This is a genomic window from bacterium, assembly GCA_026708015.1.
Classification (GTDB): Bacteria; Actinomycetota; Acidimicrobiia; order Acidimicrobiales; family Bin134; genus Poriferisocius.
Window position 1 is genome coordinate 46,159 of sequence record JAPOVT010000049.1, and the last position, 14,742, is coordinate 60,900.

Below are 14,742 nucleotides of genomic sequence, written 5' to 3' on the forward strand. Positions count from 1 at the left end.
GTCATGAGCAATTCAGAATTGGTGTGGCCACAGCCGGACAGCGAGGTCCGCGACGACGGGATGTATGCCTTCACCTGGAAATTAGACCCCGACACTGGTGCCCGGATCGCCGCGGCGCTGACGGCCAAGGAGCGCGAACTGTGGCGAAACGAAAGTCCGGCTGAACGACGGACACCGCAGCAGCGAATGGCCGATGCGCTAGTCGAGTTGATTTTGGAGTCGCAAAACGACGGCGCCAAAGGCCGCGTTTGATCTACTCAACTATGTCCGCTGGGCGGGGTTGTCAGGTGTCTCGGCGACGTCGATTCGGCCTTCTAGCCGACCCACTCTGCGACACAGATCCATTACGACGTCGGTGAGCTTGTCCAACCGCTTGTCGATCCGCTTGAAACCGGCTTCCATGTCTCCCTTTAGTTCGGAGCGGGATTCCTTGAAACCGGCTTCCATGTCTCTTCGGAGTTGAGCATTGTTCTCGTTCATGTCCCTCCGAATCTGAGCGTCGTCGGCACGGCGGCCGCGGTCCAGGTAGAGCATCAGGGTGATGGTGATCCCCAGCATGGCGAGTATTGCTTGTTCCATGAGTTCTCCTCAAAGGACTCAGCACATGGGGGAAGCTTGAGTCCAATATAACGGCAGTGTGCCAGCGGAATCAACGAGTTTGGGCGTGCCAGCGGCCGTTGTGGTGTTCCAGTTCTAGAGACAGGCCGAAGCAGGCCGAGAGGGATTCGGAGGTCAGTACATCCTCGAGCGGGCCCAGGGCCAGCACTCGACCCTCGCGCAGCATCAGCCCGTGGGTGAACCCGGCGGGGATCTCCTCGGTGCGGTGGGTGACCATAACTAGGGGAGGGGCGGAGGAGTCGGCGGCCAGACGGGCGAGGTCGGTCACCAGCATCTCCCGGCCGCCCAAATCCAGGGTGGAGGCGGGCTCGTCCAGCAGCACCAAGCCGGGGTCGGTCATCAGGCTGCGGGCGATCTGCACTCGCTGGCGCTCGCCCGACGACAAGGTGGCGATGGTGCGGTCGCCAAGCCCCCCCGCTCCCACCTGATCCAACAACCGCAAGGCCCGTTCTCGGTCGGCGTCGGTGTAGTCGTGCCACCACGGCTCCAGGGCGCCGTGGCGAGCGGTCATAACCACATCGACCGCCTTCAAATGGGGCCGCAGCATCTGGGCCAACGCGGGCGATACGAACCCCACCCGGTGCCGCAGTTGGCGCACATCCACCTGGCCCAGCCGCTCGCCCAGCACCTCAACTGTCCCGGTTGTGGGGTGCTCGTACAGGGCGGCGATTCTCAGCAGCGAGGTCTTGCCGCTGCCGTTGGCCCCCAGCACCACCCACCGCTGGTCACACGCCACCTCCCAGTCCACATCGCAGAGGATGGGCTGCTTGTCGCGGGTGAAGCCCACCCCGGCCAACCGCAGCGCGGAAGTCGGCTCCTGGCTGCCCATCACTCAGTTGGCGTGGGCCATCCAGGTGGCGTACATCTCGGCATAGTGACCGCCTTGGGCCACCAGCTCATCGTGGGTGCCGATCTCGGTGATCCTCCCGTCTTCCACCACCGCGATCCGATCGGCCCGCATGGCGGTGGCCAGTCGGTGGGCGATGATGATGGCGGTCCGCCCCTCCAACACCACGTCTAGAGCGGCCTCGATCTTCGACTCCGATCGCAAGTCCAGATTGGAGGTGGCCTCGTCCAACACCAGCACCCGGGGCCGGGCCAGAAACGCCCGGGCCAGCGCCAAGAGCTGCCGCTCACCAGCCGACAACGACGCCCCTCGCTCGTGGACTTGGGAGTTCACGTCATCGGGCAGCCGCTCCAAGAGCTCGGTCAACCCAACTGCCCGACAGGCCTCCAGCACCTCGGCCATCGATGCCTCAGGCCGGGCGAAGGCCACGTTGTCGCGGATCGAGCCGTAGAACAAGAACGGCTCCTGGGGCACCACGCCCAATTGCCGACGCAGCGAAGCCAGTTTCACCGTGCGCAGGTCGTGGCCGTCGATGCAGACCATTCCCTGCTGGGGGTCGTAGAACCGGGCGATGAGCTTGGCCACCGTGGACTTGCCCGCCCCAGTGGGGCCCACCACCGCCAGGCTCTCGCCCGGTGCCAGCCGCAAGCTCACGTCGTGCAGCACCGGGGTGTTGTCCTCATAGCCGAAGCTCACCTGGTCGAGAGTGATCTCTCCCTCGATGAGGGGCAGTTCCACGGCATCAGAAGCCTCCATGACCGAGGGCTCGTTCATCAGCACCTCGCGCAGTTTCTTGGCCGAGGCCTGCCCCTGCTGGTAGCCGTTGTAGAGCTGCACGAGCTGCTGGATGGGGGCGAAGAAGAAGGTCAGATACAGCACGAAAGCGGTGAGCTCACCGGGGGTGAGGCTCCCGTTGATCACCATGGTCCCGCCGATCACCACCAACAGGGCCTGGCCGATGATCACAATGGCCTCAGTGGCGGGGGCGTAGATGGACGCGGCCCGCACACCGGCCAAATTGGCATCCTTGTGCCGCCCCACCACGTTGTTGTGGCGGACAACGTTGTGGCGTCGGCGGTTGTGGGCGGTGATCACCCGGATGCCGGCGAGGCTCTCCTGCAAATCGGCCAGCACATCGGCAATGCGGTCTCGAACCAGCCCGTAGTACAGGTTGGACACTCTGCGGAACCAGATGCTGAGCAGGAACGTGCCCGGCACCACGATCACCAGGGTCAGCACCGCCAGCAGCGGGTTCAGATAGAACAGCACGCCGGTGATCACCAAGAGCACCAGGGATTGCACTGCGAAGTTCACCAGGCCTTCTTGGAACAGCACGGTCAGGGCTTCGATGTCGCTGGTCATGCGGGTCATCAGCACGCCCGCCTTCTCCCTGGTGAAGAAGTCCAGCGACAGCCGCTGGTAGTGGGAGAACACTCGCATGCGCAGGGCGTACATAAGCCGCTCGCCCAACTTGCCGGTGTAGCGAATGCGCAAAGACGAGCTGAATGCATGGGCGACCACTGTGCTCAAGAACACGGCGGCCACCACCAAGAGCACCTGTAGATTGCCTGAGCTGACACCGTGGTCGATGCCGATCTGGGCCAGCAACGGGCCCGACTGCATCATGGCCGACTCGATCACCACCAAAAGCAGCGCCACGGCCAGCTGGCGCCGGAACGGCCACAGCATCGTGCGCAGAGTGAGCGGCGGGTCGGCCGGTTGGCGGTGGCTGAAGTCGACATCTACCGGGGGATATTCGGGCTCCTTCCGCAGCACCTCCTCGACCTGAACCCGAAGATTGCCGGGCACGCCGGCATGGGGGAGCCCGGCGTCGCGGGCCGCGCTCTGGGCCTGGGGCCCGCCGAAGTACCCACCCCAGCCCATCAGCCGCCGCCCCCGAAGGTCCAAGACTCATCGCCGCTCTTGGGGAATCCGGGCATCTCGTCGTCGAACCGGCTGCCTCTGGTGCGGTCGCCGTCCCCGTTGCCCGAAGCGCTGTCCAGCTCGCCGTCGCTATGGCGGGCCAGAATCTCCACATAGTGGGGATCGGTGGCCAGCAGCTCGGCGTGGGTGCCCGTGTTGGCCACCCGGCCCTGGTCCAGCACCACCACCCGCTCGGCCAGGCTGATCGTGGACAGGCGGTGGGCGATGATGATGGTGGTGCGGTTGGCCATCAGCTTTTGCAGGGCCTTGTGGATGGCCTCTTCCACGGTCACGTCGATGGCGCTGGTGGCGTCGTCGAGCACCAGCACCTTGGGGTTGGCCAGCAGCGTTCGGGCGATGGCGATGCGCTGGCGCTGGCCGCCCGACAGGGTGTAGCCCCTCTCGCCGACCACCGAGTCGTAACCGTTTTCCAATTCGCAGATGAAACCGTGGGCCTGAGCGGCTGTCGCAGCCGTCACAACGTCGGAGCGGGAGGCGTTGGGTCGGGCGTAGGCGATGTTGTCGTGGACCGAGGCTGAGAACAGGAACGGCTCGTCCAGTACCAGCCCAACCGTGTGGCGCAGGCTTCGCAGAGTCACCTCCCTCACGTCGAGCCCGTCGATGCGAACCGAGCCGCCGTCCACGTCGTAGAACCGGTCCAAGAGCCGGGCCACGGTCGACTTGCCGGAACCCGTGCTGCCCACGATGGCCACCCGCTCGCCGGGTTCGATGTGCAGGGTGAAATCGTCGAGCACCGGGGTCTCGGGGTTGTAGCCGAAGCTGACATCTTCGAAGTCCACCTCACCTCGGGGGTCGACGATGTCCACCGCAGTGGGGGAGTCGACGATCTCGGGCGGTTCGTCGAGGATCTCATAGATCCGCTGGGCCGCGGCGCTGGCCCGCTGGCCCTGCATGAGCAAGAACCCCGCCATGCGGAAGGGAACCTGGAGCATGATCACATAAGCGCTGAAGGCCAGCAGTGTTCCGATCGACACCACTCCCTCGATAGCCAGCCAGCCGCCATAGAGCACCACCATGGCGGTGCCCAGTCGGGGCAGCGACTCGATGAGGGGATTCCAGCGGGACCGGCTGTTGGCGATTTCCACGTTGGTCCAATAGATGCGCTGGGCCGACCGGCCCAGCAGGGCGATCTGGCGCTCTTCGGCCGCGAACGATTTCACCACCCGGGTGCCGTTCACGTTCTCGTCCACGATGGTGGCCAAATCGGCCATGCGGGCCTGGGTCACCCACGACAGCGGGAACACCTGATTGCGGAACTTCAGGCCGAACCAGTACACACCGGGCAGCGGGGCCAGCGCCACCAGCGCCAGCCAGGGATGGACGTACACCATGAACCCCAGGGCCATCACGAACATCAGCACGTTCATGCTGATGAGCGGTCCGAATGCGAGCAGCAGTTGCAGCGAGCGGATGTCGCTGTTGGCCCGGGAGATGACCTCCCCCGACTGGGTGCGGTCGTAGTAGGAGAACGACAGCCGGGTCAGGTGCTCGTACATGATGGCCCGCAGGTCGGTCTCCACGTTCCAGCCCAGCTTGAACAACTGGTAGCGGTAGACCCCGCCGAACACCATCCGCCCGATGCCGAAGGCGGCGGTGAGCCCGAAGACCAGCCACAACGCTCCACGGTTGCCTTCGATGGCCGCGTCCACCGCCGATCGGCCCAAAGCCGGAACTGCGGCCTGGATGGCCAGCGCCACCACGCCGGTGACTACGCCGATCAGCATTGTCCGGCGGTAGGCTCGGACCATCGGCCAGAGCCGCTTCATCCAACCCTTGGTCTGGTCGGGATCGATGCCGGCCGGGGGCGGGTCGTAATGGGCCGCTATCGCGACCGGCTCGAAATCAGGCGTGCCGACGGGTCCGACGTCGACCGCGGTCATCGTTTCGCCTCTGGTCCGACGTCGACGGCGGTCACTGCCGTGTCTCCAGTGCGGCGCGGTGCCGGTTGAGCGCCTCATTCCAAAGGGCCAGCCCATCGACGGCCTCATCGGACTGGTGCTCATCGAGGTGGGCGGCGATTCCGGTGATGCGCTCGGCCACCGCGGCGTCGGCTGCGGCCAGCGCCTCCCGTCCGGCGTCGGTCAGCTCATGGGCAACTTTGCGGCGGTCGTCCGGGTCGGACTTCCGCTGGAGCAGGCCCCGTTTCTCCAACCCGTCGGCCAGCGCGGTCACACTGGGCCTGCTCACTGCCAACCGCCCGGCCACAGCCGAAGCGGCCGCGTTTCCTTCCGAAAGGAACAGCAGCAAGCGATACTGGGAGGGTGACAAGTCCAAGTCTCCCAGCGCCACCGCCACTTGGCGAGCCAAGCGCGTCGCCGCCCGAGCCGCTTCCAGCGCCACAGTGGAAGGCGATTGTTTGAGACTCACACGTTTAGTCTCTCTAAAGAATATGGCCACTGCCAAGCCATGACCAGGAATAACGGTCGCCGATGAGCTGGACCACGGCGCTGGGATTGGCGGCGGCCGCGCTGTTGATCGCGGCCAACGCGCTGTTTGTGGCCGTCGAGTTCGCCCTGGTGGCGGTAGATCGAATTCGCATCGAGCGGTTGGCGGCCGAAGGCAGAAGAGCGGCCCGAACCGCGCTGTCGCTGCTCAAATCCCTGTCCTTCCAGCTTTCCGGAGCGCAGTTCGGCATCACGGTCACGTCTTTGGCGTTGGGTTTCATCGCCCGCCCCTCTATCGCGGCGGCGTTGAAGCCTGCCGCCGACCGCGTAGCCTCCGGTGCCGCCGAAGGCCTGTCCATCGCCGCCGCCCTGATCATCGCCGTGGTGGTTCAGATGGTGTTGGGGGAGCTGGTTCCCAAGACCTTGGCCATATCCCGGCCGCTGCCCACATCTATGCGCCTAGCCGCTCCGATGAAGGGCTTCGCCACCGTGGCGGGGCCGTTCATCCGCTTCTTGGACGGTTCGGCCAATTGGATTGTGACCCGATTGGGCATCGAGCCTGCCCAAGAACTCAGCGAGGCCCGCTCCCGCGACGAACTGGCCTGGTTGATCCGATCTTCGGGGCGAGAGGGTTCGATGCGGCCGGCAAGAGCCCGCCTGTTGACCAGGGCGATCCGCTTTGCTGAGCGAGACGCCGCCGACGTGCTGGTTCCCCGGGTGTCGGTCAGTGCCATCGAGCGTCAACAGTCGGTGGCCGAACTGGTGGCGCTCTCAAACCAGACCGGGTACTCCCGCTTTCCGGTCATCGGTGCCGACATCGACGATGTGGTGGGCGTGGCCCTGGTCAAGAACGTGTACGAGGTGCCCTTTGAGAGATGGGTCGATACCCCTGTTTCCAACATCATGCGGACCCCGCTCATTGTGCCTGAGACCCGGGACTTGCGCTCATTGCTGCTGGACATGAGATCCCAGCGCAGCCCCTTGGCCGTGGTCATGGACGAGCACGGCGGCACGGCGGGCATCGTCACCCAGGAAGACCTGGTGGAGGAGATCGTGGGCGAGATCGCCGACGAGCACGACGAAACGGAGCCCCCTGTGGTGGCCCGAGAGGCTGGGGAGCTGGTGATACAGGCGGGAATCCACCCCGACGAACTGGAGGACATGACCGGGCTCAGGGTGCCCGATGGCGATTACGAGACCCTGGCCGGCTTCATCTTGGATCATCTTCAGCGAATCCCCGCGCCGGGCGAAGTGTTCCGATTCCAGGGCTGGGAGTTTCAGATCGAATCGGTCGACCGGCACCGGATTGACGCCGTCCGGTTGCGTCAGGTGGCCTCTGGACACCCAGCCCGTCAGAGTGGGGTGGGCCAGTGACCGCGCTGTACATCGCCGTCGCGGTGGTGCTGCTGGTGGCCAATGCCGGATTCGTGGCGGTGGAGTTCGCCCTCATCGCGGCCCGCAGATCCCGCTTGGAGCCGCTGGCCGAAGCCGGCAACCGCCGGGCCCGCATGGCGCTGGCCGCCATGGGCGACATCAACCGACAGCTAGCCGGTGCCCAGCTCGGCATCACCATGGCGTCGCTGGGCTTGGGGTTCGTGGCCGAGCCGGCGGTGGCTCGCCTCATCGAGCGGGCGGTGGAGTCGTTCGTCCATCTGCCCTCCGGGGTGCTGCACACCATCTCGTTTGCGGTGTCGCTGGCCCTGGTGGTGTACCTGCACATGGTGCTGGGGGAGATGGTCCCCAAGAACATCGCTTTGGCCGGGGCAGAGCGCACCGCGATGTGGCTGGCCCCCTTCAATCGCCTCTATACCATCGTCTTCGGCCCCCTCATCGGCCTGCTGAACCACCTCAGTGCGGGATTGGTCCGCCTTTGCGGGGTCGAGCCCATCGACGAGCTGTCTACCACCCATACTGCCCAGGAGTTTGCCGCAGTGGTGGAGCACTCGGCGGCCGAGGGGTTCTTGGATGAGTTCGACCGGTCGCTGTTGTCCAGCGCGCTGGAGCTGGCCGGCCGTCCGGTTCGATCGGTCATGGTGCCCCGCGGCCAAATCGTGGCGGTGGAGCGGGAGGCCACGGTGTCCGAGGTGGTCGAAGTGATGACCGCCAGCGGCCACTCCCGGGTGTTGGTCCAAAGCGGCTCGCCTGATCAGGTGATCGGGTTCGTCCACGCCAAGGACCTCTTCGATACCACCGGCGCCGGGGCAGAACAGCCTCTGGGCGAAGAGTTGATACGGATTGTTCCGACCATTGAAGAGGAGACCTCGCTGGAAGGTGCGCTGGTGCTGATGCAGGGCAGCCGGCGCCATCTGGCCGTCGTCCGACAAGGCGGGCGCCGCACCGTCGGATTGGTCACCCTCGAGGATGTGCTGGAAGTGCTGGTGGGCGATCTGTTCGACGAGACCGACCCCATGAGTTCTGCCGGTTCAGCCGGGCCATAATGTCGGCATGAAATTCTGGTGCGTTACCGCGTTCATGAAGAGCACCGAGCTGGTGCCCATTGCCCAAATGGTGGATGAAGCCGGGTACCACGGGATGGTGCTCTCCGATCACATCTTCTATCCCCAAGACCTCGAGAGCCCTTACCCCTACTCGCCTTACGAGGACGGTCGGCCCATCTGGGATCCGGAGACGTCTTGGCCCGACACCTGGGTGACCATCGGAGCCATGATCGGGGCCACCGAGCGCCTGCATTTCTCCAACAACATCTACATCGCTCCCAACCGCCCCATACTGGCCGTGGCCAAGCAGGTCTCGACTGCCGCGGTTATCTCCGGCAACCGGGTGGCGTTGGGCATGGCCGCAGGCTGGATGCGCGAAGAGTTCGAGCAGATGGGCCAGGACTTCGACAACCGCGGCCCCCGCACCAACGAGATGATCGAGGCCCTGCGGGAGTTGTGGAAACCCGGCTGGGTGGAGTTCCGCGGCGAGTACTACGACATCCCCCCCATGATGATGGGACCGGCCCCCGACCAGCCCATCCCTATATTCACCGGGGGACACTCTGGACCGGCGCTGCGTCGAGCGGCCCGCCACGCCGACGGATGGGTTGGCAATGCCTACGACTGGGACACGCTGGCCGGCATCGTGGCCCGATTGCGGACGCTGTTGGCCGAAGAAGGTCGGGCCGACGACCACTTCGAGATCATCTCCGGCTTCTACGAGCCGCCTTCGCTAGACCTCTATCGTCGAGCAGAAGAGGAGTTGGGCATCACCGGTTTGTACGCCCTTCCCTGGGCAGAACTCGAGGAAGTCAGCACCGACAACCGGGAAGGCCTTTTGGAGAACGCATCGGCCTATCGGGATGCCATCAACCGCTTCGCCGACGACTTCGTTATTCCCCTGGCTGACGGCTAGGCCAATCGGGGCTCAGGCGCCCATGGCGTGGTAGCCGCCGTCCACATGAACCATCTCGCCGGTGGTCATCGGGAACAAATCAGATAGCAGTGCCACCGCGGCTTTGGCCACCGCCGAGCTGTCTTTGACGTCCCAGCCCAGCGGGGCCCGAGCGGCCCAGGAGTCCTCGAACACCTCGAAACCGGGAATGGAGCGGGCGGCCATGGTGCGCACCGGGCCGGCCGCCACCAAGTTCACCCGGATCCCCTGGTCGCCCAGCGACCGGGCCAGATAGCGGGCGGTGGACTCGAATGCCGCCTTGGCCACCCCCATCCAGTTGTAGAACGGCCAGGCCACAGTGGCATCGAAGTCGAGTCCCACAATCGAGCCGCCACCATCCATGAAGGGCACCACCACCTCGGCCAGGGTCTTGAGCGAATAGGACGAGATCTCCAGGGCCACCTTCACGTCGTCCCACCCGGCGGCCATGAAGTCGTCGCCCAGGCACACCTCGGGGGCGAACCCGATGGCGTGTACGGCGCCGTCCACCGACCCCCACTGGCTGGCCAGTTCGTCCCGCAGCGCACCCGGATGGTCGGGATCAGTCACGTCGAAGGCCAGCACCGGCGGGGAGCCTGGAAGCTTGCGAGCGGTCCGCTCGGTGAGGCTGAGGCCCCGTCCTGCGCCGGTCAGCACCAGATCGGCGCCTTCGGCCGCGGCCAGCGAGGCGATTCCAAAGGCGATCGAAGCATCGGTCAACACTCCGGTGACCAGAATCCGTTTCCCATCGAGGAGTCCCATGATCGTTGGAGGCTACTCGCCCCGCGCCGGCTTTCACGGTCCTATGGGGGCACGGGAGACCCTCTCACAGCGTCCCTATGTGGGATCGGGAGTGTACCTCCTATACCGTTAGGTTGATGCGGATCGGGATTCTGGGAGGCACTGGACCGGCAGGGCGCGCCCTGGCCGTACGGTTGGCATCGGTGGGATTCGACATTGTGGTGGGATCGCGCTCCGCCGAAAGGGCTGCCGAGATCTGCCAGGGCCTGCTAGCCGAATGGCCCGACCACGAACTCCCTCTGTCGGGCGCGGCCAATCCCGGCGCTGCGGCCTGCGACGTGGTGGTGGTGGCCACCCCGTGGGACGCCGCCGCGGCCACCGCGGCCACGGTGGCCGACGAATTGGCTGGCAAGGTGGTCATCAGCATGGCCAACGCCCTGGCCAAGATGGGCCGGGAGTTCCAGCCTCTGGTGCCGTCTCGAGGATCGATCGCCGCCGCGGTGCAGGCTGCGGTGCCCCAGGCCCTGGTTTCGGCCGCCCTTCAACATGTGCCGGCCCACGATCTGGGTGATCTGAACCATCCGGTGGATTGCGACGTGCTGGTGTGCTCTGACCATCCCGAGGCCACTGCCACGACCATGGAGATCATGGACATGCTCCCCGGCGTTCGAGCCCTCGACGCCGGTCCGCTGTCGTGCGCCACTCCGGTGGAGGCCTTCACCGCGGTGTTGCTGCACCTGAACGTCCGCTACAAGACCAGGGTGGCGGTCCGCTTCACCGGCTTGGGCCTCGAAGGCGGCTGAGCCCGTCGGCCATGCCCTCTTCAACTCCTGCCGCATCCTCCTCCGCTCCGATGCGCCTATACGACACCGCCCGACAAGAGGTGGTGCCGTTCGAGCCGGGGCCGGTGGTGTCCATGTACACCTGCGGCATCACCCCCTATGACGCCACCCACCTGGGCCACGCCGCCACCTACGTGGCCTACGACGTGCTCCAGCGGCGGCTGCGCGACCGGGGCCACGAAACCCGCTGCGTGCGCAACATCACCGATGTGGACGACGACATCCTCCGCAAGGCCAGGGAGATTGGCGTCCACTACCTGGATCTGGCCGCAGCCGAGACCGCCCGATTCGACTCCGACATGGAGGCCCTGGAAATGCTGCCGTGCTGGTCGGAGCCCCGGGCCACCTCGGCCATCGCCGACATCCGCAAGATGATCGGCCTCGTGCTCGACCAGGGCCACGCCTACCAGTCGGGCGGGTCGGTGTACTTCGAAATCTCCTCATTCGACCGCTTCGGCCAGGTTAGCCACCTGGACCGAGCCTCCATGCTGGCCCTCGCTGCCGAGCACGGCGGCAACCCCGATGACCCCAACAAGCGCGATCCGTTGGATTTCGTGCTGTGGCAGAAGTCCGCCCCTGACGAGCCCGCCTGGGACTCCAAGTGGGGTCCGGGGCGTCCCGGCTGGCACATCGAGTGCTCGGCGCTGGCCATGAGAGAGCTAGGCGAGACCGTCGACCTGCATGGCGGTGGGTCCGACTTGGTCTATCCCCACCACGAGTGCGAAACCGCCCAGTCGGAGGTGGTCACCGGCAAACAGTTCGTGCGCCATTGGATGCACCAGGCCATGGTGAGGATGGACGGCGAGAAGATGTCCAAGTCGCTGGGCAACCTGGTTTTCGTCTCCGACCTGCTCAAGGAGTACGACCCCCGGGCGGTGCGCCTGGCCATCGTGGCCCACCACTACCGGGATTCCTGGGAGTGGAACGATGCGGTCATGCCCGCCGCCGCCGAGCGCCTCGAGGCCTGGCAAGCAGCGGCCAACAGCCGCTCTGACACAGTCCCAGGCGTACTCGATGAGGTGCGGTCCTGCTTCGACAATGACCTCGACACGCCCTCGGCAGTAGCGGTTATCGACGACGCCGCGTCAACCGGCGGGATCGCCCCCGCCGCTGCCCTCTTGGGAGTCCGCCTCTGAACGGAGTGGGCTGCTGCTCTCGTGGCAAATTAGGTGGTGCAGGGCATCGGGGCAACATAGGATGACGGGTGGAGCTAGAGGGGATCGAACCCTCCCGGTACGGTGTCAAGTCGCGGCCGGCCCGACCACGGGTAGCCCCATCCTGGAGGAAGCACTGCTTCCTCCTTGGGCCGCACCGGGCCGCTATGCGGGCCCGGTGCGGCCTAGTTCAGCATATACGGAAATACACTGAAACTAAATGGCAACGAAATTGCATGAACATCTAGGGTGGTCCCGGTATGGCTGACATCAGCGTCCTTCTGCCGGACGGCAGTACGCGCACGATTCCCTCGGGCGGTACCGCGGGCGACTTGGCCGCCGACATCGGCCCCGGTCTGGCCAAGGCGGCGCTGATCGCCACCGTCGACGACGCCGAGGTGGACTTGAGCGCTCCGCTGGCCGACGGCCAGCAGGTTTCGATCATCACTGCCGACAGCGACGCCGGCCTGGAAACGCTGCGCCACTCCACCGCCCATGTGCTGGCCCAGGCGGTGCTGGAGCTTTACCCCGGCTCTACCTACGCGGTGGGCCCACCCATCCAAGACGGCTTTTACTACGACTTCGACCTGCCCGACGGCGCCACCATAAGCGACGACGACCTCGAGGCCATCGAAGCCCGGATGCGGGAGATCATCGAAGCCGACCAGCCATTCGAGCGCCACGAAGTGTCGGCCGCCGAAGGGCTACAGCTCTTTGCCGACCACCCCTATAAGCGCGAGATCATCGAAACGGTGGCCATGTCCCCCGATGCCGACGACTCTGGGCAGCCCGCTGACGAATTGGCCGACGAGGTGGCCGACGACGGCCAGATCAGCTACTACCGCAACTCGGATTCCTTCATCGACTTGTGCCGCGGCCCCCACGTTCCCTCCACCGGCCGCCTGGGGCACTTCAAGCTGATGAGCGTGGCCGGGGCCTATTGGCGCCGCGACGCTGGCCGCCCGTCGTTGCAGCGCATCTACGGCACGGCCTGGGCTTCCCGCAAAGACCTGGCTTCCCACCTGCACCGACTGGCCGAGGCCGAAAAGCGAGACCATCGCCGCCTGGCCCGAGAGCTCGACCTGTTGTCCTGGCCCACCGAGCTAGGACCAGGGCTGGCGGTGTGGCACCCCAAAGGCGCGGCGGTGCGGCGCATCATCGAGGACTACAGCCGGGGTCGCCACGATGAGGGGGGCTACCAGTCGGTAGTCACCCCCCATATAGCCCGCTCTGAGCTGTGGGAGACCAGCGGCCATCTGGACTTCTACCGGGAGTCCATGTACCCGGCCATGGAATTGGACGGCACCTCCTACCACCTCAAGCCGATGAACTGTCCCTTCCACGTGCTGATCTACAAGAGCAGCCAGCGCTCTTATCGCGACCTGCCCATTCGACTGTTTGAGCTCGGCACGGTGTACCGCTACGAGCTGTCGGGGGCGGTCCACGGCCTGATGCGCATCCGGGGATTCACCCAAGACGACAGCCACATCTTCGCCACCCGCGAGCAAGCCCCCGCCGAGATCGCCTCGTTGGTGGCCTTCGTTTTGTCGGTGCTGCGGGCATTTGGATTCGACGAATTCGAGGCTCGACTGGCCACTCGGCCGCAGGAGAAGTCGATTGGCGATGACGCCGAATGGGATTTGGCCACCGAGGCCCTCCGGGAAGCGCTGGAGGCCTCCGGGCTGGAGTATGAGCTAGACGAGGGCGGGGGCGCCTTCTACGGGCCAAAAATCGACATCGACGTGCGCGACGCCATAGGGCGGAGCTGGCAGCTGTCCACCCTCCAGGTGGACTTTCAGCTTCCCGAGCGGTTCGGCCTCGAATATGTGGGCTCTGATGGCAACCGCCACCGCCCGGTGATGATCCACCGCGCCCTCATGGGAGCGATCGAGCGCTTCTTCGGGGTGCTCATCGAGCATTGCAGCGGTGCGTTCCCGGCCTGGTTGGCCCCGGTCCAAGCCGCCATCTTGCCGGTGGCCGCTACCCATGCCGACTATGCCACCGATGTGGAAGCCCGGCTCAGCCAACACGGCTTCCGGGTCGAAGTGGTGGAAGCACAGGAGCCTCTGGGCCGGCGCATCCGGGCAGCCAAGCTCCAGAAACTGCCCTATGTGCTGGTGGTGGGCGACGACGACGTGGCTCACGGCACGGTAGGGGTAAACGCCCGGGGCAGCGACGGCGATGAGCGGGGCGTGGCGTTGGAAGACTTCGCGGCCCGATTGGCCGACGACGTGGAAACCCACCGCTGATGGCCGCACGAAGACGGACCGGCGGTCTCCGATGACAGGAGGGCGCTGATGCTCGAGCGATTGTGGGCTCCGTGGCGCAGCCGCTATGTGGCTGGACTTGGCGACACTGACTCTGAGTCAGGAGAGGGCACGCTGTTTGAGCGCATCTTGGCTGCTTCCGAACCCGACGAAGAAACCGGAATCTTGTGGCGGGGCGATACTTGCTTCGCGGTGCTCAACGCCCATCCCTACGGAAGCGGGCACTTGATGGTGGTTCCCAACCGGGCCGTAGCTGACCTGGCCGATCTCACCGACGCCGAGAGCGAGGAATTGTGGTCCGCAGTGCGAACGGCGGTGGCCGCCATCCGCCGGGCCTACAGCCCCGACGGCGTGAACGTGGGCCTCAACCTGGGCGCCGCCGCCGGTGCCGGCATTCCCGACCATCTTCATGTTCATTGCATGCCCCGCTGGCAAGGCGACACCAACTTCATGACCACCGTGGCCGAGGCCCGAGTGCTCCCCGAGCCCCTCACCGAATCGTGGTCCAAGCTGAGAGACGCCTGGGAAGCTCGGTAGGGTGTCCGACGCTGAATCCAGCATTTCCTGAGAGCG

General features: G+C 65.6%; 14 protein-coding genes. 8 read left to right on the forward strand and 6 right to left on the reverse strand.

The window, feature by feature from the left end:
• The first annotated feature begins 3 nt into the window (after positions 1–3).
• A complete protein-coding gene (locus OXG30_11875; protein MCY4135591.1) occupies positions 4–252 on the forward strand; it encodes a DUF222 domain-containing protein in 249 nt (82 codons plus the stop codon).
• Positions 253–261: 9 nt separating this feature from the next.
• On the opposite strand, the gene OXG30_11880 is transcribed toward OXG30_11875, so the two are convergent.
• The 5 genes from OXG30_11880 to OXG30_11900 form a co-directional block, all read right to left on the reverse strand.
• Positions 262–579 (reverse strand): hypothetical protein, encoded by a 318-nt coding sequence (locus OXG30_11880; GenBank protein ID MCY4135592.1) that lies wholly within the window; start codon positions 577–579, stop codon positions 262–264.
• Between the two features lie 70 nt (positions 580–649).
• Positions 650–1,447, reverse strand: a complete 798-nt coding sequence (locus OXG30_11885; protein ID MCY4135593.1) for an ATP-binding cassette domain-containing protein — start codon at positions 1,445–1,447, stop codon at positions 650–652.
• Between the two features lie 3 nt (positions 1,448–1,450).
• Positions 1,451–3,349, reverse strand: a complete 1,899-nt coding sequence (locus OXG30_11890) for an ABC transporter ATP-binding protein (GenBank protein ID MCY4135594.1) — start codon at positions 3,347–3,349, stop codon at positions 1,451–1,453.
• Positions 3,349–5,289, reverse strand: a complete 1,941-nt coding sequence (locus tag OXG30_11895) for an ABC transporter ATP-binding protein (protein MCY4135595.1) — start codon at positions 5,287–5,289, stop codon at positions 3,349–3,351. Before OXG30_11895 ends, OXG30_11890 begins: the two co-directional genes overlap by 1 nt.
• 31 nt (positions 5,290–5,320) lie before the next feature.
• Complete coding sequence (locus tag OXG30_11900) at positions 5,321–5,776, reverse strand: MarR family transcriptional regulator (protein ID MCY4135596.1); 456 nt, start codon at positions 5,774–5,776, stop codon at positions 5,321–5,323.
• A 62-nt stretch (positions 5,777–5,838) separates the two neighbouring features.
• Here OXG30_11900 and OXG30_11905 point away from each other — a divergent pair, with 62 nt between their 5' ends.
• From OXG30_11905 to OXG30_11915, 3 genes are read left to right on the forward strand one after another with little or no spacing between them, the layout of a single operon-like run.
• Positions 5,839–7,167: a hemolysin family protein gene (locus tag OXG30_11905; protein ID MCY4135597.1), complete on the forward strand. Its 1,329-nt coding sequence runs from the start codon at positions 5,839–5,841 to the stop codon at positions 7,165–7,167.
• Complete coding sequence (locus OXG30_11910; GenBank protein ID MCY4135598.1) at positions 7,164–8,231, forward strand: hemolysin family protein; 1,068 nt, start codon at positions 7,164–7,166, stop codon at positions 8,229–8,231. Before OXG30_11905 ends, OXG30_11910 begins: the two co-directional genes overlap by 4 nt.
• 7 nt (positions 8,232–8,238) lie before the next feature.
• Positions 8,239–9,147 (forward strand): TIGR03619 family F420-dependent LLM class oxidoreductase, encoded by a 909-nt coding sequence (locus OXG30_11915; protein ID MCY4135599.1) that lies wholly within the window; start codon positions 8,239–8,241, stop codon positions 9,145–9,147.
• A 12-nt stretch (positions 9,148–9,159) separates the two neighbouring features.
• Here OXG30_11915 and fabI read toward each other — a convergent pair whose 3' ends face one another.
• Positions 9,160–9,927, reverse strand: a complete 768-nt coding sequence (fabI, locus tag OXG30_11920; protein ID MCY4135600.1) for an enoyl-ACP reductase FabI — start codon at positions 9,925–9,927, stop codon at positions 9,160–9,162.
• Positions 9,928–10,043: 116 nt separating this feature from the next.
• On the opposite strand from fabI, the gene npdG reads away from it, so the two are divergent.
• From npdG to OXG30_11940, 4 genes are all read left to right on the forward strand, one after another.
• Positions 10,044–10,709, forward strand: a complete 666-nt coding sequence (gene npdG, locus OXG30_11925; protein ID MCY4135601.1) for an NADPH-dependent F420 reductase — start codon at positions 10,044–10,046, stop codon at positions 10,707–10,709.
• An 11-nt stretch (positions 10,710–10,720) separates the two neighbouring features.
• Entirely contained in the window at positions 10,721–11,884 is a 1,164-nt protein-coding gene (gene cysS / locus OXG30_11930) for a cysteine--tRNA ligase (GenBank protein MCY4135602.1), read from the forward strand.
• A 278-nt stretch (positions 11,885–12,162) separates the two neighbouring features.
• Positions 12,163–14,151, forward strand: a complete 1,989-nt coding sequence (gene thrS / locus OXG30_11935; GenBank protein ID MCY4135603.1) for a threonine--tRNA ligase — start codon at positions 12,163–12,165, stop codon at positions 14,149–14,151.
• Positions 14,152–14,199: 48 nt separating this feature from the next.
• The gene (locus OXG30_11940; GenBank protein ID MCY4135604.1) at positions 14,200–14,706 is read left to right on the forward strand and encodes an HIT domain-containing protein; all 507 of its coding nucleotides are present in this window, start codon (positions 14,200–14,202) and stop codon (positions 14,704–14,706) included.
• Positions 14,707–14,742 lie beyond the last annotated feature (36 nt).

Coding starts and splice junctions, on each gene's coding strand:
- OXG30_11875 (MCY4135591.1), top strand. CDS start 4: ATGAGCAATTCAGAATTGGTGTGGCCACAGCCGGACAGCGAGGTCCGC.
- OXG30_11880 (MCY4135592.1), bottom strand. CDS start 579: ATGGAACAAGCAATACTCGCCATGCTGGGGATCACCATCACCCTGATG.
- OXG30_11885 (MCY4135593.1), bottom strand. CDS start 1,447: ATGGGCAGCCAGGAGCCGACTTCCGCGCTGCGGTTGGCCGGGGTGGGC.
- OXG30_11890 (MCY4135594.1), bottom strand. CDS start 3,349: ATGGGCTGGGGTGGGTACTTCGGCGGGCCCCAGGCCCAGAGCGCGGCC.
- OXG30_11895 (MCY4135595.1), bottom strand. CDS start 5,289: ATGACCGCGGTCGACGTCGGACCCGTCGGCACGCCTGATTTCGAGCCG.
- OXG30_11905 (MCY4135597.1), top strand. CDS start 5,839: ATGAGCTGGACCACGGCGCTGGGATTGGCGGCGGCCGCGCTGTTGATC.
- OXG30_11915 (MCY4135599.1), top strand. CDS start 8,239: ATGAAATTCTGGTGCGTTACCGCGTTCATGAAGAGCACCGAGCTGGTG.
- fabI (MCY4135600.1), bottom strand. CDS start 9,927: ATGGGACTCCTCGATGGGAAACGGATTCTGGTCACCGGAGTGTTGACC.
- npdG (MCY4135601.1), top strand. CDS start 10,044: ATGCGGATCGGGATTCTGGGAGGCACTGGACCGGCAGGGCGCGCCCTG.
- cysS (MCY4135602.1), top strand. CDS start 10,721: ATGCCCTCTTCAACTCCTGCCGCATCCTCCTCCGCTCCGATGCGCCTA.
- thrS (MCY4135603.1), top strand. CDS start 12,163: ATGGCTGACATCAGCGTCCTTCTGCCGGACGGCAGTACGCGCACGATT.
- OXG30_11940 (MCY4135604.1), top strand. CDS start 14,200: ATGCTCGAGCGATTGTGGGCTCCGTGGCGCAGCCGCTATGTGGCTGGA.